The sequence below is a fragment of the Methanolobus sediminis genome (assembly GCF_031312595.1).
GTDB classification, from domain to species: Archaea; Halobacteriota; Methanosarcinia; order Methanosarcinales; family Methanosarcinaceae; genus Methanolobus; species Methanolobus sediminis.
Genome location: NZ_CP133592.1, coordinates 889,445 through 905,864, shown reverse-complemented (window position 1 = coordinate 905,864; position 16,420 = coordinate 889,445). Strand labels below are relative to the sequence as shown.

At 41.7% G+C, this 16,420-nt stretch carries 21 protein-coding genes; 15 read left to right on the top strand and 6 right to left on the bottom strand.

The window, feature by feature from the left end:
• Positions 1 to 27 precede the first annotated feature (27 nt).
• From RE474_RS04320 to RE474_RS04305, 4 genes are read left to right on the top strand one after another with little or no spacing between them, the layout of a single operon-like run.
• Complete coding sequence (locus RE474_RS04320) at positions 28 to 1,257, top strand: site-specific DNA-methyltransferase (protein ID WP_309311752.1); 1,230 nt, start codon at positions 28 to 30, stop codon at positions 1,255 to 1,257.
• 53 nt (positions 1,258 to 1,310) lie between these two features.
• Entirely contained in the window at positions 1,311 to 1,667 is a 357-nt protein-coding gene (locus RE474_RS04315; protein WP_309311751.1) for a hypothetical protein, read from the top strand.
• Positions 1,612 to 2,916 carry a DNA-packaging protein gene (locus RE474_RS04310; protein WP_309311750.1) on the top strand — a complete coding sequence of 435 codons (1,305 nt, stop codon included), beginning with the start codon at positions 1,612 to 1,614 and terminating at the stop codon, positions 2,914 to 2,916. The genes RE474_RS04315 and RE474_RS04310 overlap by 56 nt, the downstream gene beginning before the upstream one ends.
• A gap of 2 nt (positions 2,917 to 2,918) precedes the next feature.
• Positions 2,919 to 3,125 carry a hypothetical protein gene (locus RE474_RS04305; RefSeq protein ID WP_309311749.1) on the top strand — a complete coding sequence of 69 codons (207 nt, stop codon included), beginning with the start codon at positions 2,919 to 2,921 and terminating at the stop codon, positions 3,123 to 3,125.
• Positions 3,126 to 3,231: 106 nt separating this feature from the next.
• Here the strand turns inward: RE474_RS04305 and RE474_RS04300 are convergent, their stop codons facing one another.
• Positions 3,232 to 3,723, bottom strand: a complete 492-nt coding sequence (locus RE474_RS04300) for a pyridoxamine 5'-phosphate oxidase family protein (protein ID WP_309311748.1) — start codon at positions 3,721 to 3,723, stop codon at positions 3,232 to 3,234.
• A 122-nt stretch (positions 3,724 to 3,845) separates the two neighbouring features.
• On the opposite strand from RE474_RS04300, the gene RE474_RS04295 reads away from it, so the two are divergent.
• The gene (locus tag RE474_RS04295; protein WP_309311747.1) at positions 3,846 to 4,163 is read left to right on the top strand and encodes a DMT family transporter; all 318 of its coding nucleotides are present in this window, start codon (positions 3,846 to 3,848) and stop codon (positions 4,161 to 4,163) included.
• A gap of 49 nt (positions 4,164 to 4,212) precedes the next feature.
• Positions 4,213 to 4,701 (top strand): GbsR/MarR family transcriptional regulator, encoded by a 489-nt coding sequence (locus RE474_RS04290; protein WP_309311746.1) that lies wholly within the window; start codon positions 4,213 to 4,215, stop codon positions 4,699 to 4,701.
• Positions 4,702 to 4,872: 171 nt separating this feature from the next.
• Here the strand turns inward: RE474_RS04290 and RE474_RS04285 are convergent, their stop codons facing one another.
• Both RE474_RS04285 and RE474_RS04280 read right to left on the bottom strand, forming a co-directional pair.
• Positions 4,873 to 5,202: a YnfA family protein gene (locus tag RE474_RS04285; RefSeq protein ID WP_309311745.1), complete on the bottom strand. Its 330-nt coding sequence runs from the start codon at positions 5,200 to 5,202 to the stop codon at positions 4,873 to 4,875.
• Positions 5,202 to 5,579, bottom strand: coding sequence for a YnfA family protein (locus tag RE474_RS04280; protein WP_309311744.1), 378 nt, complete (start codon positions 5,577 to 5,579; stop codon positions 5,202 to 5,204). The genes RE474_RS04285 and RE474_RS04280 overlap by 1 nt, the downstream gene beginning before the upstream one ends.
• 363 nt (positions 5,580 to 5,942) lie before the next feature.
• On the opposite strand from RE474_RS04280, the gene RE474_RS04275 reads away from it, so the two are divergent.
• The 8 genes from RE474_RS04275 to RE474_RS04240 all read left to right on the top strand — a co-directional run bounded on the left by RE474_RS04275 (position 5,943) and on the right by RE474_RS04240 (position 12,016).
• Positions 5,943 to 6,173, top strand: coding sequence for a cytochrome b5 domain-containing protein (locus RE474_RS04275; RefSeq protein ID WP_309311743.1), 231 nt, complete (start codon positions 5,943 to 5,945; stop codon positions 6,171 to 6,173).
• Between the two features lie 214 nt (positions 6,174 to 6,387).
• Positions 6,388 to 8,073, top strand: coding sequence for a hydroxylamine reductase (gene hcp / locus RE474_RS04270; RefSeq protein WP_309311742.1), 1,686 nt, complete (start codon positions 6,388 to 6,390; stop codon positions 8,071 to 8,073).
• A gap of 67 nt (positions 8,074 to 8,140) precedes the next feature.
• Positions 8,141 to 8,479 (top strand): cupin domain-containing protein, encoded by a 339-nt coding sequence (locus tag RE474_RS04265; protein ID WP_309311741.1) that lies wholly within the window; start codon positions 8,141 to 8,143, stop codon positions 8,477 to 8,479.
• A 287-nt stretch (positions 8,480 to 8,766) separates the two neighbouring features.
• Positions 8,767 to 8,964: a hypothetical protein gene (locus RE474_RS04260; RefSeq protein WP_309311740.1), complete on the top strand. Its 198-nt coding sequence runs from the start codon at positions 8,767 to 8,769 to the stop codon at positions 8,962 to 8,964.
• 6 nt (positions 8,965 to 8,970) lie between these two features.
• Positions 8,971 to 10,197, top strand: a complete 1,227-nt coding sequence (locus tag RE474_RS04255; RefSeq protein ID WP_309311739.1) for a hypothetical protein — start codon at positions 8,971 to 8,973, stop codon at positions 10,195 to 10,197.
• A 104-nt stretch (positions 10,198 to 10,301) separates the two neighbouring features.
• Complete coding sequence (locus tag RE474_RS04250) at positions 10,302 to 11,183, top strand: minor capsid protein (RefSeq protein ID WP_309311737.1); 882 nt, start codon at positions 10,302 to 10,304, stop codon at positions 11,181 to 11,183.
• Positions 11,184 to 11,352: 169 nt separating this feature from the next.
• Entirely contained in the window at positions 11,353 to 11,652 is a 300-nt protein-coding gene (locus tag RE474_RS04245) for a nucleotidyltransferase family protein (protein ID WP_309311736.1), read from the top strand.
• Complete coding sequence (locus tag RE474_RS04240; RefSeq protein WP_309311735.1) at positions 11,639 to 12,016, top strand: HepT-like ribonuclease domain-containing protein; 378 nt, start codon at positions 11,639 to 11,641, stop codon at positions 12,014 to 12,016. The genes RE474_RS04245 and RE474_RS04240 overlap by 14 nt, the downstream gene beginning before the upstream one ends.
• A gap of 157 nt (positions 12,017 to 12,173) precedes the next feature.
• Here RE474_RS04240 and RE474_RS04235 read toward each other — a convergent pair whose 3' ends face one another.
• From RE474_RS04235 to RE474_RS04225, 3 genes are read right to left on the bottom strand one after another with little or no spacing between them, the layout of a single operon-like run.
• On the bottom strand, positions 12,174 to 12,857 hold the full coding sequence (locus RE474_RS04235; RefSeq protein ID WP_309311734.1) for an ABC transporter ATP-binding protein: 684 nt from the start codon (positions 12,855 to 12,857) through the stop codon (positions 12,174 to 12,176).
• Between the two features lie 2 nt (positions 12,858 to 12,859).
• The gene (locus RE474_RS04230) at positions 12,860 to 14,062 is read right to left on the bottom strand and encodes an ABC transporter permease (protein ID WP_309311733.1); all 1,203 of its coding nucleotides are present in this window, start codon (positions 14,060 to 14,062) and stop codon (positions 12,860 to 12,862) included.
• Positions 14,049 to 15,227 carry a COG1361 S-layer family protein gene (locus tag RE474_RS04225; protein WP_309311732.1) on the bottom strand — a complete coding sequence of 393 codons (1,179 nt, stop codon included), beginning with the start codon at positions 15,225 to 15,227 and terminating at the stop codon, positions 14,049 to 14,051. Before RE474_RS04225 ends, RE474_RS04230 begins: the two co-directional genes overlap by 14 nt.
• Positions 15,228 to 15,358: 131 nt before the next feature.
• Here RE474_RS04225 and RE474_RS04220 point away from each other — a divergent pair, with 131 nt between their 5' ends.
• Positions 15,359 to 16,201: a TrmB family transcriptional regulator gene (locus RE474_RS04220; protein ID WP_309311731.1), complete on the top strand. Its 843-nt coding sequence runs from the start codon at positions 15,359 to 15,361 to the stop codon at positions 16,199 to 16,201.
• The last annotated feature ends 219 nt before the right edge of the window (positions 16,202 to 16,420 follow it).

Sequence of the window (16,420 nt, the reverse complement as noted above, 5' to 3'; positions counted from 1 at the left end):
ATCTAACATTCAAAAAAGGTACGAAAAATGCAAGTCATTACTATTCCCGTTGGTGAATTGAAGCCTTTTGCCGACAACCCGAAACGACATCCTGAGAATCAGATGTCAGCACTTAAAAAGTCACTTTCTGAGTTTGGATGGACGAACCCTATCCTCATCACAGCCGACAAGATGGTCGTAGCCGGTCACGCAAGGCTTCAGGCTGCCCTTGAGCTGGGCTTTACCGAGGTTCCCGTAATAACCCTCGACCTGCCATACGAGAAGGCTGTGGCCTACGTCATCGCCGATAACAGGCTGGCCGAGCTGGCGGAGACGGATACCGAGACCCTGGCAAAGCTGCTGCAGGAGATCGCGGAGATCCCTGACTTCGACTTCGAGGCAATCGGTTACACGCTGGACGATGTGGACGGTCTGCTTGAATCGATAACACCTGTCGAGGTCACAGAGGATGAACCACCGGAGGTTCCGGAGGAAGCTGTGACGGTTCCAGGAGATATCTGGGAGCTGGGGAATCACCGCTTACTTTGTGGGGACAGCACCGACCCAGACCAGGTGGCCAAGCTCATGGGGGAGAATAGAGCAGATATGGTATTCACAGACCCGCCATGGAATGTGAACTACGGAGCGACAAAACATCCTTCCTGGAAGCAGAGAAGCATAATGAACGATGCCATGACAACTGAAGACTTCAAAGAGTTCATGATGGCAAGCTTCAGCTGTATGAACCAGTTCTCAAAGGACGGATGTCCGACCTATGTAGTGATGTCGGCTCAGGAATGGGGGAACATGATGCTTTCCCTGAAGGAAAACAACTACCACTGGAGCAGCACGATAATCTGGGCCAAGGACAGGCTTGTCCTCTCTAGGAAGGACTACCACACCCAGTACGAACCCATATGGTACGGTTGGAAGGACGGTGCACCAAGGCTGTGCCAGGTAGAGGACAGGAAGCAATCCGACCTCTGGGAATTCGAAAGACCCTCTGCCTCTGAGCTTCACCCAACCACAAAGCCAGTGGCCCTTGTCGCGAATGCCATCAGCAACTCCTCCCGGCAGAAGGGTATTGTACTGGACCTGTTCGGTGGTTCTGGCACGACACTAATTGCGTCACATCAACTCAATCGCGTATGCTACACCAGTGAGCTCGATCCACGGTATGCCGATGTCATCGTTCAAAGATATGTCAACTTGACCGGCAACCGTGAACTGAAACGAAATGGAGAGGATTTCACATGGGAAGAAAAAAGGGAAGCATAAAGATGATAGACATATCCGAACCGCTGATCAAACTCCTCAAGTCCGGGGTTCCTGTGATCCATGCCTGTGATGCGGTGGGGATTGCATCTGTCACCTACTACGACTGGATGAAGAAAGGAGAGACTGCCAAATCCGGCCAGTATTTCGAGTTCTACCACGCCGTCAAGAAGGCAAGGGCAGAGGCAGTTGCCAGGAACGTTGCCATTATCCAGAAGGCAGCTGCTCATTCCTGGCAGGCTGCAGCATGGTGGCTCGAGCGCAGCTGTCCTGCAGAGTTTGCTAAGCGGGAAGTTGAGATCAATATGACTCAGAACAACGTTGAGATAAACATTGATGAAACACGAGACAAGATCAATGGCAGAATCAATAGCATTGCTGCCAGAGTCAGAGTGGCAGAAGATCCTGAGTGATCTTAGCGACGACGAGATCCAGCAACTGGAATATGACTGGAAGTTCTGGGCCCGGCCTAATCAACTTGCTCCAGAAGGTGACTGGCGGTACTGGCTTTTGCTCGCAGGGAGAGGTTTCGGGAAAAGTCGCTGCGGGGGTGAATGGATCCGGGACAGGGTAGAGTCAGGCATGGCTCGCAGGATAGCTCTGGTGGCTCCTACTGCTGCAGATGCCAGGGATACAATGGTTGAAGGAGAATCTGGAATATTATCAGTCTGTCCTCCATGGAACCGACCGGTCTACGAGCCATCCAAACGCAGGCTTACCTGGCCCAACGGTGCGATTGCTTTGCTTTTCAGTGCCGAGGAACCGGACAGGTTGAGAGGTCCCCAGCACGACACTGCCTGGTGTGATGAGATTGCAGCCTGGAAGTACCCGGAAAAAACCTGGGACATGCTGCAGTTTGGCCTAAGACTTGGAGATGATCCAAGAGCTGCTATCACCACAACACCCAGGCCAATTCCACTAGTCAAGAACATCCTGAACGATTCCAGCACCCATGTTACAAGAGGATCCACCTACGAGAATCTGTCCAACCTGGCACCAGCTTTCATCGATGTGATCATAAGCAGATACGAAGGAACACGACTGGGAAGACAGGAACTCAATGCAGAAATCTTGGACGACAACCCGGATGCACTCTGGACCAGGAAGATGATAGAGGATGCAAGAATATCCAAAGTTCCCAATCTTCTACGCATTGTGGTTGGTGTGGACCCGGCGGTCACGTCCAGCGACACTTCCGCAGACACCGGCATAGTTGTTGCAGCTGTGGATGAACGTGGAGAATACTATGTCCTGGGAGACTATACCATTCATGCAACACCGAAGAAGTGGGCCCAAGAGATCATTGCAGCCTATTATAAGCATTCTGGAGACAGAGTCATCGGGGAAGTGAACAACGGTGGTGAGCTCGTGGAGTATACACTCAGGACAATCGATCCTAATGTTTCCTACAGATCAGTAAGAGCCAGCAGGGGAAAGCAGACCAGGGCCGAGCCTATCAGTGCTCTGTATGAGCAAGGTAAAGTGCACCACGTGGGATCTTTCCCTGCTCTCGAGGACCAGATGTGTGACTGGGTTCCGGGAGAAGGAAGTAGTCCGGACAGAGTGGATGCACTTGTATGGGCTTTGTCGGAGCTTAGTAAATCAAGGTACGGACCACAGAAACTGAACATGTCAGCACTTATCAAAACAAGACCGAGGTAATTATGAGACCAAAACTCTATGCAACCGTGAGCAAGAATACGACCGCAGTACTTCACAGGGTAATGAAAGAGCAGGACTGCAACAAGAGCCAGGCAGTGGACTTTATTGCGGAGTATTATTCAAAAATGCAGAACAATCTAAGAGAGAAACAGGTTGAAGAGACTGCTGAGCTTGTGATAGAGAAACTTAAACTGAAGAAGTTGGTGTAGATGTTCGCATTAGATGCTTCGCACTTTTAAGAGGAGAGATAGTTAACAAGAAAAAAGGAACTCTTAAAAAAATAGTAAGAGATTTGTGCTTATACAACTTATATCGTTATTTTTTCTTCATTCTGACAAGTTCAATGGCTTCTTTGCCTGTCATGCGTTCAATCTCAATTTCAACAAGACACAATTGCTTGAATTGGTCATCTATTTCTCTCCTCCTTCCTTCTTCATGATTAGGTGAGTATTTTGCCGCCAGTTTTTCAATGGCTTTCATTTTTTCCTCATGATTATCTAAAATACGGGCTTTACCGAATACAATTACACTTCTAAAATAGGTGGTGTATTTTTCCGGCACAACATTGTCATAGTCAATAACGCAAAAGGAAACTTTTTCGTTTCTTGCAATCGCATCTAACTTATGACCGTTTTTGGCACAATGGAAATAAATTCTGGAATTATCATATACGAAACTAAGCGGAACAGCATATGGATAATCATTATCCCCTGATACAGCAAAAACACCTGATGTTGCCTTATTAAGTATGGCTACACTATCCTCTAAAGATAATTCTTGTTTTTTTCTACGCATTTCTCTGAACATGTTACTAAATACCTCATTCTTTGTTATCTATGAACTAAATGACTTCTCTTTCCAAAATATCTTTATACTAATTATGCTTCAATAAGTTTTAATAATTATTAAAAGCTGCGAAACTGATAAACATGGAATGGATATATTTAATAATTGCAGGATTATTTGAAACCGGATGGGCAATCGGATTAAAATACAGTGATGGATTAACAAGATTTTATCCAATGGCATTTACGTTTATTACTTTGATTTTAAGCATGTCTCTATTGGAAAGAGCTTTAAGGACATTGCCTGTAGGAACAGCTTATGCAGTTTGGACAGGTATTGGTATTATTGGAACAACAGTACTGGGGATATTCCTTTTCAATGAGTCAATGAGTGTAACACGAATATTCTTTATTGGATTAATTGCCATAGGTATTGGAGGATTAAAGCTGGTATCAGCCTGATTATTTGTTTTCAATATTTATAAAAATATCTGATTCATGAGTGAAAAAAATGAGTGATATTGAAGAAAAGATAATTGACATTGGTCATGAGATTTTTAAAGGATATGGAGTCGATGATATCACTGCACAGATTCTATCGATACTTAATTTTGAATCTAATGAAATAAGTATGGAGGAACTAGCACAAAGAACCGGATATAGTCTTGCTTCCATTAGTCTTAAAGTTAAAAATATAGAACAATTTTGGAGCATAAAAAGGATATCCAAGCCAGGATCTCGCAAGACATATTTGTATATGGAAAAAAACCTGATAGATGCTTTTGCTACGCAAATCAGAAATGGATTTGAAACTGAATTGAACATTGCAAAGACGAAAATAACTCCCTTAATAGAGGCATACAAAGAAAATGCAACTACTCAGGAACAAAAAATTAAACTTCAGACGTATGAGAACTATCTATCCGAAATTAATAAGTTTGAAGAATTGATTCGCCACATATACCATCAAATAAATCTGTTAAAAGAGAATCAAATTTAGAATTTGTAAAATTCCTCATTTAAGGACTATCGTTCACACATCTCCAACCATTCCCATACATGTGAATTCAAAGTAAAAGTTTTATCAACTTCAGCATTCTTCTTCATGTGGAGTATTACTCAAAGATGCAGAACAATCTAAGGAAGAGGCAGGTTGAGCTAACTGCTTCACTCACCTTGGTATGTAGAACATAACAAAGACCCCCACAAGAGCTATCAATGCACCAATTATTTCGTACCTGTCAGGGTTCTTTTTGTCGACTACAAATCCCCAGATAAGGGATGAAACGATGAATATCCCTCCGTAAGCGGCATATACCCTTCCGAAATGTGCAGGTTGAAGGGTAGGAATGACCCCATAGATAGCAAGGACAACTCCTCCAAGAAGCCCAACACTCAACCCCTTGTTCTCACGTAGCCACAACCAAACAAGGTATCCTCCACCAATTTCGAACAATGCTGCAAGGAAGAAGAGCGCCACGGATATTGCAATATCAACCATCAATTCTCACCTTTCCTAGGCCAGTAGTATATGATTGCAACTCCAACAAGTATCATCATTGCACCGACCATGTCATAGGTATCAGGAACCGTACCATCGAAAATCCAACCCCAGGCAAGAGACATGACCACGAAAATGCCTCCGTATGTTGCATATATTCGGTGGAAATATGATGGCTGAAAAGTTGGAACTATACCATACAAAAACAAGACCACTGCTCCTAAGATAGCAAAAGTAATTTCTTTATTTTCACGCAGCCATAGCCATATAAGGTATCCTCCTCCTATTTCAAAGATACCTGCAAGAATGAAGAGGAAAATAGTATACAGAATGCATCTCGTTTTTGATATGCATTTAGGATCGTTTTCAAGGTTCATAATTCACGTTGAGTCAACAACAATATAAAGATGTCGTCATTTTGAACACAGTATCATTGACAAGATTGATCAATCTGTGGAGTATTGCTCGAAAATGCAGAACGATTTCAGAGAAAAGCAGATGGAAGAGGCTGTGGAGTTTGTGATAGAGAAGTTGAAGCTTTACGCTGGTATACCAAGAACACCAAAATAATAAGTATTGCGTAACATATATTGATAGTAGTCAGTGGGGCATAAAAATTATCAATTGTTGTTTTCGATATGGTAATATGGCCGTCGTGTATTGAAATACATATGATGAAAAATATCTGTTTAATCCTTTAATCAAAAAACATACAAGATGAACAAACTGGTGTGATATTTGTGAGAAATTTTAGCAGAGAGGAACTTTTAAAGTATGATGGCAAACAGAATAAAGAAATATATATTGCCTGTTATGGGAAAGTGTATGATGTGACTGAAAGCAGTTCATGGGCAGATGGGGAACACTATGATCATGAAGGTGGTATTGATCTTACCGAACAAATGGATGAATCTCCACATGGAGAAGAGGTTTTTGAAGGATATGAAATCGTTGGAAGCCTCGTAGACTAAATTGTCTGAGAATTCAGCTTTGTATAAAGAACATTGGCAAACAAAGGATAAACCTTGGTTTAATGAGCCTATTTTGTGACATCTACCAAGTAAATGTTTAGGTTAATTAGCCTACGTTGTAGATATCCACTTGGAAACTCCTCTCCTTATATGCAAGTATCCCATATATGGCAGTATCGAAAAGATATCACGTATAAGAAGCATGGTGAATAAAATGTTCTGTTATCAATGTGAAGAAACTTTGAATGCCTCCGGGTGTACAAAGAACGGAGTATGTGGAAAGAAAGGTGAAGTTGCAGACCTTCAGGATGACCTGATATATGTCCTGAAAAGCATTGCATTCTATAACTCAAAGGCAAGAGCCAACAACCTGAATGATGCAAAGACCGATCAGTTCATCCTCGATGGGCTTTTTGCCACAGTTACAAATACCAACTTCAGCAAAGCTGACTTTGAAAAGCTTATCAACGAAGGCTTTGAGATAAAGGACGGCATCAAAAAGAAACTCCTGGATTCAAAGGTCATCAATGAGAAGTCCGGTTCATCCTTCCCGAAATGGATAAAGGAGAAACTCCTCGGTGCAAGTCCAAATGCAGGAGAGGAAATACCTGTAATGGCAAAGGTCACACCAGCAAATCTGGCAGATATGAACACTGGTGTCATGAGGACCGAGAATGAGGATATTCGCTCCCTCCGAGAACTTCTCACATATGGTCTCAAAGGTATGGCAGCCTATGCCCATCATGCAAATGTCCTTGGTTACAAGGACGACGAGGTCATGGCATTCTTCGAGAAGGCACTTCTTGCAACAATGGATGATGAGATGGGTGTCGATGAACTGGTTCCAATGGTACTTGAATGTGGTTCAATGGGTGTCTCTACCCTTGCATTGCTTGACAAAGCAAATACTACTACTTATGGAAACCCTGAGCCAACAGCAGTCAACATAGGTGTCAGGGACAATCCAGGTATACTTATCAGTGGACATGATCTGCGTGACCTTGAACAGCTTCTGGAACAGACCCAGGGAACAGGTGTCGATGTCTACACACATGGTGAGATGCTCCCTGCAAATTCCTATCCTGCTTTTAAGAAATACGATAACTTCGTAGGTAATTACGGAGGTTCGTGGTGGAGGCAGAAGGAAGAGTTCGAAAAGTTCAATGGTTCCATATTCATGACCACTAACTGTATCGTTCCTCCAAAGGAGAGCTACATCGACAGGATCTATACTACCGGAATAGTTGGTTTTGACGGCGTCACTCACATTAACGCAGGTGAGGACGGAGCTAAGGATTTCTCTACCATCATTGAACAGGCAAAGACATGCCAGCCACCGCAGCAGCTTGAAGAAGGAACTATCATGGGTGGCTTTGGTCATGTATCAGCACTTTCTGTTGCCGACAAGATCATCGAGGCTGTAAAAGGCGGACAGATCAAGAAATTCGTTGTAATGGCAGGATGTGACGGAAGACACAAGGAAAGAAGTTACTACACTGACTTTGCAGAAGCTCTTCCAAAGGACACAGTCATCCTTACAGCAGGGTGTGCAAAATACCGTTACAACAAGCTTGATCTTGGCGACATTGGTGGAATCCCAAGGGTGATCGACGCAGGCCAGTGTAACGACTCCTATTCACTGGTTGTCATCGCACAAGCACTTGCCGAAGCCTTCGGACTTGATGATATCAACGACCTGCCGGTATCATACAACATAGCATGGTATGAACAGAAAGCAGTCCTTGTACTGCTTGCACTGCTGAGCCTTGGTGTCAAGAATATCATGCTCGGTCCTACACTACCAGCATTTGTTTCACCAAATGTTCTCAATGTCCTTGTCGAGAACTTCAATATTAGACCTAACTCAACAGTTGAAGAGGACCTTAAGGTCCTTCTTTAAATCTTTTTGCTGGAAGATAATTAATAAAATGATTTCTTGATTTCATTCTATTTAAGGACGTGAATATATGATAATAACAAATTACAAAGATGCAGAGAAGAAAGATAATCCACATGGAGTGACTGTGCATAAGCTCTACGACACCGAGCATGCCCAAGTAATGCACATGCAACTAAAACCAGGTGAGGCTTTAAAAAAGCATTCCACTCCTGTGGATGTGTTCTTCTATGTCTTAGAGGGTGAAGGTATTGTAGAGATCGGTGATGAGCACCAGACCATCACAAAAGATATGCTGGTTGACAGTCCTGCAAAGATTCCTCACAGGCTCATGAATGAAAGTGACAGCCTCTTCCGTTTCCTTGTGGTAAAGGTACCACGTCAAGCAGAGCAGACTAAAATGATGTAAGTTAATTTTTTTGGCTCTGTAGAAATCGTTGAAAATCAATGTGTTCGTTTTGATAAAATTTCTGCAGAGCCGTAAATTTTTCTCCCCAAAAAAGTGTATTAAACTTATATAGTTGCTGCATTCTGATTCCACTGCATGAGTGATACCTGTTCTACATGCACTTTTTTCAAACCAACGGCAATTACATATGGTTTTTGCAGACGTGAGTCTCCTGTTGCGAAGGCAGGGTTTCCGGTAGTTCCCTCAAATGAGTGGTGTGGCCAACATGAGCCAAGGAGCAGAAAAACATGATAGAATCATATGCTACCGAAGCAGTAACCTTCCTGGTGGGAATTGGTGCAGGCATAGTCATAAGGGCAAAGCTCTGGTGGAAGAACAAGACCGCAGAAGAGAAGAAATCTTTTGTCTACGAAGTTCTGCAGTCACTGGAAGACGGTAAGATTACCACTGCAGAAGCAAAGACTCTAATCAAGAACCATCTGTGAGGTATAATGGTCCGTCTGAATGCCACAATCAATGACCCACATACTAAGCCGATTACTCTCATGGCATCCGCAGGTGTCAAAAGAACAGACACATCTACCAAGTTTGGAGGATACCAGAACTTTGACACTGATAGCCGGTTCAAATATTACCAGCAGCTTTCAACCTGCACTCCACATGTTTCCACATCTTTGAACAAACTGGCACTTTCCCTGGTAAAAGGCATGCAGTTTGATGGAACCGGTTCCAAGATCATTAAAGATTTTGAGCGATGGTCCAGTAAGGTCAACTTCCTTGAGCAGGTGCAGACACTTGCCAGGCTTCTCTGCAGGGACGGAACATATGTGGCACTACCCAACGGGAACACAGAAACATTCTCTCTGATACCTCTGCTCATGCAAAACACAACTATTCTTCCAGAGGATTTTACTGTTGGCGAAATGAACCCTAAAGAAATCCTCACACCCCCCACTGGATCCGTCGTTATCAATGAAAGTGACAAGGCCAAAAGAAAGATCTTGAAGATCAGTGATGTGGTTTGCGGATCCTACAATGCCTGGGACACTGTTCAAAAGGATCCTCTCAAGAGAGATACATACGGCATTTACGGGGCTTCAATGATGGAACCTATTGAGCTCAGTATCCGGAACTTGCTGAACATCAACCATGGATACGTTTCTTTTGTTAAGAAATATGGCAATGGTAGGTATCTTATCGACTTCAAGCTTCTGGAAAAGCTGGTCGAGCAGGAGATCGTCAGCATAGAGGATGCACAGAATGTCATAGATGCCTGGCTTGACGAGCACAAGTACCTCTCTGAGAACGAGGATATTGCTGCAGTGGGTCTGGATGTTATTCCAGTGGATGCAAAGGGGTCTTTAGATGTTATGTCGTTCAAGAAATCACTGGAAACAGATATCCAAATAGGCTTGTTGCAGTCCCCTCTTAGCATGGGCGATACAAAAGGATCTACCTATGCTGCCGGATATGTATCCGAAGAGGACCGTATGGTTGTCCTGGAAGGTCTGCAGCATATTGTCCGGAATATTGCTAACAGTGCCATCAATATGCGCCTTCGACTCATGAACAAGGCGGAAGATTCTGTCTGGATAGAGTTCGAGGAGCTTAGCCGGCCACAGCTGGAATCCCGTGATGTGATAGAATGGTACAATAGTGGAGTTCTCACAAGAGAGCAGCTTCTCAAATGGGGAGGATTCCCGGTGGAAGGTGAATGATCAGGCATAAGAACAGCCTTGTTCTTGTTGCAACTGTGACCTGGTTACTTATTCTTGCTTTCGTTGCTTTGTGTTTCACGAATATTCCATAAGCAGGCGATATAATGTCACTCCTGAAATCTCCAGAACTGATCCGGGTCGAGAAGAAGCTTATCCCCCTTTTAGAGCGAACCATGAAGAGAGCATTCAGATTAAAGACCGTGGACTATCAGCGAGAGCTTATCCACAATGTCCGTAGGGAATTTGGATCAAATACCTATGTTAAGCAACTGGATAATATCATCACCGAGATTATCAAACAATCGTTGCTGTATGCTGACAATCAACTGAAGGAAATTTCTGCAGCTGCAATCGAAGATTCATATGTACTAACAGAAGAAGCTGTGAGGATATCCACAGAGCTGGCAGATAATGTTGTAGAATCTATCGTCCAGATGCTCAAAGATGAAGCAATCTATACAATGCACCCCAACCAGCTGGCCAAAAGAATAACAGAACTCTGGGAAGGGGAGCGATACAAGGCAGTTAGATTTGCCAGGACGTTCACTGCAGATGTCGCCACCCATACAACTGTTTACAGGTATCGACAACGTGGTGTGGAATATGTTGAGTTCGATGCTGAATTTGATGATCGAACTAGCAATCAGTGCAGGACCTTACACGGTACGATATTTTCAACAGGATCTGATTTGCTTGATCTGTATAGGCCTCCTTTGCATCATCATTGCAGATCTGGACTTAAACCAGTGCCTATTACCCGAGATATAAATCCTGATGTAAAGTTTGAAAACCGTGATTTTTTTCATCAGATGAATCAGGAAGGTATGTTTCTCAAAGAACTGGCCGATGAGAAAGTTGTGGAGAAAGCTTTCGAGAACATTGACAAGTTCAATGAGAAATATCGGATTTCTAAGTTCATCCTAGATAAAGATATTGAGAAGAGGTTGATGATGGAGGATGGTTTGAAGGTATCCATACTAGCTTAGGGTATTTAAAAATAAACTATTAGAATCTGTTAATATCTATTAAACTAATAGTTGAAATACTGTCTATTCTCATGAATGAACTCATGGAAGTAGTCAGACAATACCAACCAAAGCAATAATATAAAAGACCCTCCAAAATGTGTATCAGAGGTCTCATAAGGGAATCGATATGATCAAAAGGGATATTATTCTGGGAAGACTGGATGAGCTGCTTCCGGACTTAAAAAAGAACTATAAGGTAAAGGAAATAGGCCTTTTTGGATCGGTAGTAAGGAATGAATACAAAACCGGTAGCGATATTGACTTCCTTGTTGGGTTTGAAAAAGGTGCGGATCTTTTTGATCTCTCAGCCCTTGGAATTTTTCTTGAAGAAGAGTTCGAGTCAAAGGTAGATATCATCTCCAAACGTGCCGTAAGGGATGAATTGAAGAACAGGATTTATTCAGAAGTGGTTTATGCGCACGCATGAGGCGGTTTTCATGCGTGAGTACAGGTTATTTTTAACTGATATTGTTGAAGCGATTGATGAGATCGAAGAGTTCACTTCAGGAATGGACTTCACCGACTTTCTCAACGATAGGAAAACCCAGAAGGCAGTTGTGAAGAATATCGAGATCATTGGTGAAGCCGCTAAGAATGTGCCGGATGAAATAAAAGCAACTTATTCTTACATTCCGTGGCGAGTGATTGCTGGTATGCGGGATCGCTTAGCTCATGGTTATTTCGGAATCGATTATGTGATTGTGTGGGATGTTGTTGGCAATCGTTTGATTGGTTTAAGGAATTCTATTCGGGTAATTCTGGTTGAGATAGATGAGCAGGAAAAAACTTAACCCGTCTTACTGGGAATCGAACTTTATGTGTAAAAACGTTCACGTATCATATATATCATGTGACCTAAATTGGACATTATTTCCGTTCTCTTTTTCAGTATTCTTGTCTCCCTTTTAATTGTATAATCTTTTTATACCCGTTGTATTGTTCTTGGAACTATTTGTCCGTATCCAGTAATCCGTCCTTGACCCAGATAATCCGATCTGCTTTTTCACCTTCATCCTTTTCATGTGTAACCATTACTATGGTTTGTCCAATCTCCTTATTGAATTTCCTGAACAGATTTATAACATCCTCGGATGATGCGGAATCAAGATTTGCTGTTGGCTCGTCTGCAAAAAGGATCTTTGGTTTATTGACCAATGCTCTTGCAATGGACACCCTCTGCTGCTGTCCTCCGGAAAGCTCAGAAGGATAATGATACATCCGGTCTTTTAGTCCAACTGCAGTAAGCACCTCCTCTGCCATTTTCTCATACTCTTCCTTTTTCAGATTTCTGGCCATTGGTGTAACATATACATTCTCAATAGCTGTAAGTTCTGGTATCAGGTTATATGACTGGAAAACATAACCTAATTCGTGGAGTCTGAACCTTGTCCTCTCTTTTTCAGAAATGTTGATAACGTCATTTCCGTCTATGGTTATGTTTCCCTTTGTAGGCTTGTCCAGAAGTCCCAGCTGATGTAAGAGGGTGCTTTTGCCGCTTCCGCTCTTCCCCATGATAGCAACAAACTCTCCTTCCTCGATTTCAATACTGATATCCTTGAGGGCATAGGTCTTAACAGCACCAGTGGCATAGACTCTTTCAAGATGCTCGATCTTGATTATCGTTCTTTCCATGTTCATCCTCCGAATATTGCATCCAGTATGTTCTCATCAGCCGCTTTTCTGGATGGGAAAAATCCAGCTACAATTGATGCCAGTATCAGTGTGGCGGATGTTGTCATCAGTCTTTCAGTTGTCAGAATTGGGATTACCGGTCCGATTGGCATGTTTAGCGGATGTATTGACAGAAGTAAAAGCAGCAGCTTCATTATTATATTTCCAATTATTACTCCTGTGATTCCATAGGCCAATGACTGTAAAACATACGACCCCAGTATTATTTGCTTTTTAATGCCTACTGCCTTGAGTATCCCTATCTGCTTTCTTTTGTTCGTGACATTGATGAATATTATTATATATATCGTTGCAAAGGCAGTTAGAAGTCCGATGGTGCCTGTGATCTGGTTCGTTATCTGAAGACTTCCTACAAACTGATTTACGGCTCCCATCTTTGTCTGCCATTTATTTATCTGTTCACTAACCCCAAGATCGATGATCTGTTCTGAATAGGATTCTTCCATGCCTCTTTGAGGAAGTGCTATCAGGAGGTTAGATGCAATATCTTCTGTAGAACCAAATATCAACTGGTACTGGTTGAAGTTGATAATTATTTTGTCATCCACAAAGCGTGACCCGGTTTTGTATATGCCTTTTATTCTGTACTCTTTTACGAATCCATTGCTAAAGCTCAATGTGATCTTATCTCCAACACCTACATCAAACCTCTTTTGAGTGTCTCCTTCTTCGGCATAGGATTTCACCAAATTTGCTCCTATCAACAACTCATCAGTATCTCTTTTTGAGAGATATTCACCTGCAATAATACTGTTCCAGTAATCAGATACGTCTTTTTCGTTTTCAGGTTCTATAAATAGGACAGGATTTCCTATCTCTATAGTTTCATGCCTTGCCACTGCACTTGCATCAAGTCTTCGTGCAACCCCGACAACGCCGGGAATTCTTCGGATATCTTTTACAAGGTCTTCCGAATCTGAAATATAAAGTTCATCTTCCTGGGGTTCTATCATGAGATGTCCGGTTTGTCCCCTTATCATCCCTTCTTCAAATTCGTATCCAAGACCATCAATTATTGAAGCAAAGAAGGTAATGGAGAGAAAACTCATTGCCATTACAGCAACAATGACCATGAAAGTGATCTTGCTTTTAGTGAGGTTCTTGTATGCAAGGAAAAGCATTACTTTAAGGTCATTGGTCTCCATTTCCACCCCGCCTTCTCTTATAGATAATATAAGCTACCGGTACGGCTATTATTATTAGCAGGGAAATGACCAGGATTATATTGGTCTTGGGTCTCTCTACTTCGATCGGTATTGAATGTTCCAGTTCATATGAACCAAAATCATCGGTGTAGTTTATGGTTATGTTGAGATCTTTGTTCCCTGTAGCACCGGGGTCAATATAGAAATAGAACGGAGCGTCATCGTCACTTCTGAGCTCCCCGATAAAAGACTTATAGCTTCTGTCTTCATTTTCTAATTCCAGAACTACCTTTTCTGCATCACCGGTTCCTGTATTCTCAATAATTCCGGTGATGTATACTTCATCGATAGGAGTTATCTGTGTGGGGTTTACTTTTATACTCTGTATTCCGATCTCTGCTCTGTTCAGTATATTGATCCCTATATTATAGGTCAGAGTATAATTTGCACCCTGTTCGTCAATATATTTGAGTACAATAGGGAACTGATGTGCATCAGGATCCAGATCGTTCTTTGCAATAAAATCATATTCTATTTCTGATGTTTCCGCAGGCATTATCCGGTCTATCAGTTCAATGTTAGATCCCAGTATCAGTATATTTTCAGATTCGGAAATGACTTTCACATTCTTAGCCATGCCTGTACCGACATTGTCAACAGATATCTTTAAAGGAAAAGTATCTCCGGGTGCAACATTATCAATAGCATCCGCTTTTATTATAAGATCCGGTCTTCCAACAACCTGCACGTAAACATTATTGTCTGGTGGATTAAGTATCACATCGTTGACATAGATGCCGAATTCTATTGGATATGTACCGGAGATGGCATTTGGATCGACTGTCAGATAATATATATTATCCACAGAGGAACCGACATTCAGTATTCTCTTGTTCTCGAAATTATTACTTTCGCTTTTCAGATAGAAAGGATATTCTACATCTATTTTTACTGAAAAGTCTTCAATCGTCTCTACGCCGTTGTTTGTGACCCTTATTTTTAGAGTGACATCATCTCCCGGCTCTGCTGGTTGTGGTGTGATCTCCATGGCGCTTATTTCAATTCCATTGATCCCTGCAGAGCAGACAGCCGGAGTAGTAATGATCAATAATAGAATTAGCATGAGGACATTGATATTTCGTACACTTATTTTAGTAAAGATCACTGTTGTATTCTCCTGTATTTTGCAAGTTTATTCTAAAATATGGGATTTCATATCATAATAATTATAAACAACTAAGTGGTTGTTGATATATTGGAATTTCACTCGATGATAAACCTTAAAGTGGTTTAAACATGGAAAATGAACAATTGCTAAGAAATATAGGATTCAATAAATACGAGGCAGCTGCCTATTTGACAATATTGAAAGATGGATTTACAGATGCAAGGGCACTATCAAAAAAATCAAAGATTCCGATGGGCAAGATATATGCAGTTCTTGAAAATCTTGAAAACATGGGATTTATTGAAGTTCAGCGCTCGAGACCAAAAAAATATCGTGCAATAGAGGTGAAGATTGCATTTGATGATTTTATCATTAGAAAAGAAAACGAAATGAAAATAGAAATGGATACGCTACGAAAGACAATAGATAATATAAAACAGGCTTTGTCTTTCTATAGTATTCAGGAAGACAGAGACCAACACTTCTGGTCGGCAGCAATGGGAGCTGATGAGGTCATGAAAATGATCAGGAGCGTTTACAATGAAGCTGAAAATGAAATTTGTGTAATTGTCCCGAGAAATATAAGATCAATGGAATCCAGACATTTCAAGGACAGGTTTACTTTAATGTTCCATGACACTCTTCTTCCGTTAATAAAAAAAGGAATAAAGATCAAGATGATAGATCCAAATCCAGCACTTTCTGAAGCATTAAGGGAATTGGATGATTCTCCAGAAGATGGATCTGTTATGCAGAATCTCAACAAGTGTCTGCAAATAAGACTTTTAGATACTCCTCACAGATTTGTATTGATCGACAGGGATCTGGTTATATTGGAAGTCAATGATCCTCTTTCTGTAGATAAAATATTTGGCATGATCAAAATATATGACAGGACATTGTCAAATGAGCTTCATGCTAAATTCGAAGAATTCTGGCAAAATGGCAATAATCAGCTGTCTTATGGTTAATTCCTCTTAACTATTCCGTCGAGTTCTATCATTTTATTGATGCTGATATGATTGATATATGTTTAATATGAATTTAAAACTAAAAAGGCTATTGAAAAACCTATTAACATCATTATCATAAGTTATAAATGACAAATTCATTGCACAACAGATAGTATTTTTGTGATTATTGTTTGCTTCCATTTGAGCTGAATACTGAGGATTTCTACGGAGCAGAAT

Excerpts from the sequence above, each read along its gene's own strand:
- RE474_RS04320 (WP_309311752.1), top strand. The coding sequence starts at position 28 with ATGCAAGTCATTACTATTCCCGTTGGTGAATTGAAGCCTTTTGCCGAC.
- RE474_RS04265 (WP_309311741.1), top strand. The coding sequence starts at position 8,141 with ATGATAATAACAAATTACAAAGATGCAGAGAAGAAAGATAATCCACAT.
- RE474_RS04235 (WP_309311734.1), bottom strand. The coding sequence starts at position 12,857 with ATGGAAAGAACGATAATCAAGATCGAGCATCTTGAAAGAGTCTATGCC.
- RE474_RS04240 (WP_309311735.1), top strand. The coding sequence starts at position 11,639 with ATGCGCACGCATGAGGCGGTTTTCATGCGTGAGTACAGGTTATTTTTA.
- RE474_RS04250 (WP_309311737.1), top strand. The coding sequence starts at position 10,302 with ATGTCACTCCTGAAATCTCCAGAACTGATCCGGGTCGAGAAGAAGCTT.
- RE474_RS04310 (WP_309311750.1), top strand. The coding sequence starts at position 1,612 with ATGGCAGAATCAATAGCATTGCTGCCAGAGTCAGAGTGGCAGAAGATC.
- RE474_RS04245 (WP_309311736.1), top strand. The coding sequence starts at position 11,353 with ATGATCAAAAGGGATATTATTCTGGGAAGACTGGATGAGCTGCTTCCG.
- RE474_RS04300 (WP_309311748.1), bottom strand. The coding sequence starts at position 3,723 with ATGTTCAGAGAAATGCGTAGAAAAAAACAAGAATTATCTTTAGAGGAT.
- RE474_RS04295 (WP_309311747.1), top strand. The coding sequence starts at position 3,846 with ATGGAATGGATATATTTAATAATTGCAGGATTATTTGAAACCGGATGG.
- RE474_RS04230 (WP_309311733.1), bottom strand. The coding sequence starts at position 14,062 with ATGGAGACCAATGACCTTAAAGTAATGCTTTTCCTTGCATACAAGAAC.
- RE474_RS04255 (WP_309311739.1), top strand. The coding sequence starts at position 8,971 with ATGGTCCGTCTGAATGCCACAATCAATGACCCACATACTAAGCCGATT.
- RE474_RS04290 (WP_309311746.1), top strand. The coding sequence starts at position 4,213 with ATGAGTGATATTGAAGAAAAGATAATTGACATTGGTCATGAGATTTTT.
- RE474_RS04285 (WP_309311745.1), bottom strand. The coding sequence starts at position 5,202 with ATGGTTGATATTGCAATATCCGTGGCGCTCTTCTTCCTTGCAGCATTG.
- hcp (WP_309311742.1), top strand. The coding sequence starts at position 6,388 with ATGTTCTGTTATCAATGTGAAGAAACTTTGAATGCCTCCGGGTGTACA.
- RE474_RS04220 (WP_309311731.1), top strand. The coding sequence starts at position 15,359 with ATGGAAAATGAACAATTGCTAAGAAATATAGGATTCAATAAATACGAG.
- RE474_RS04305 (WP_309311749.1), top strand. The coding sequence starts at position 2,919 with ATGAGACCAAAACTCTATGCAACCGTGAGCAAGAATACGACCGCAGTA.
- RE474_RS04260 (WP_309311740.1), top strand. The coding sequence starts at position 8,767 with ATGATAGAATCATATGCTACCGAAGCAGTAACCTTCCTGGTGGGAATT.
- RE474_RS04280 (WP_309311744.1), bottom strand. The coding sequence starts at position 5,579 with ATGAACCTTGAAAACGATCCTAAATGCATATCAAAAACGAGATGCATT.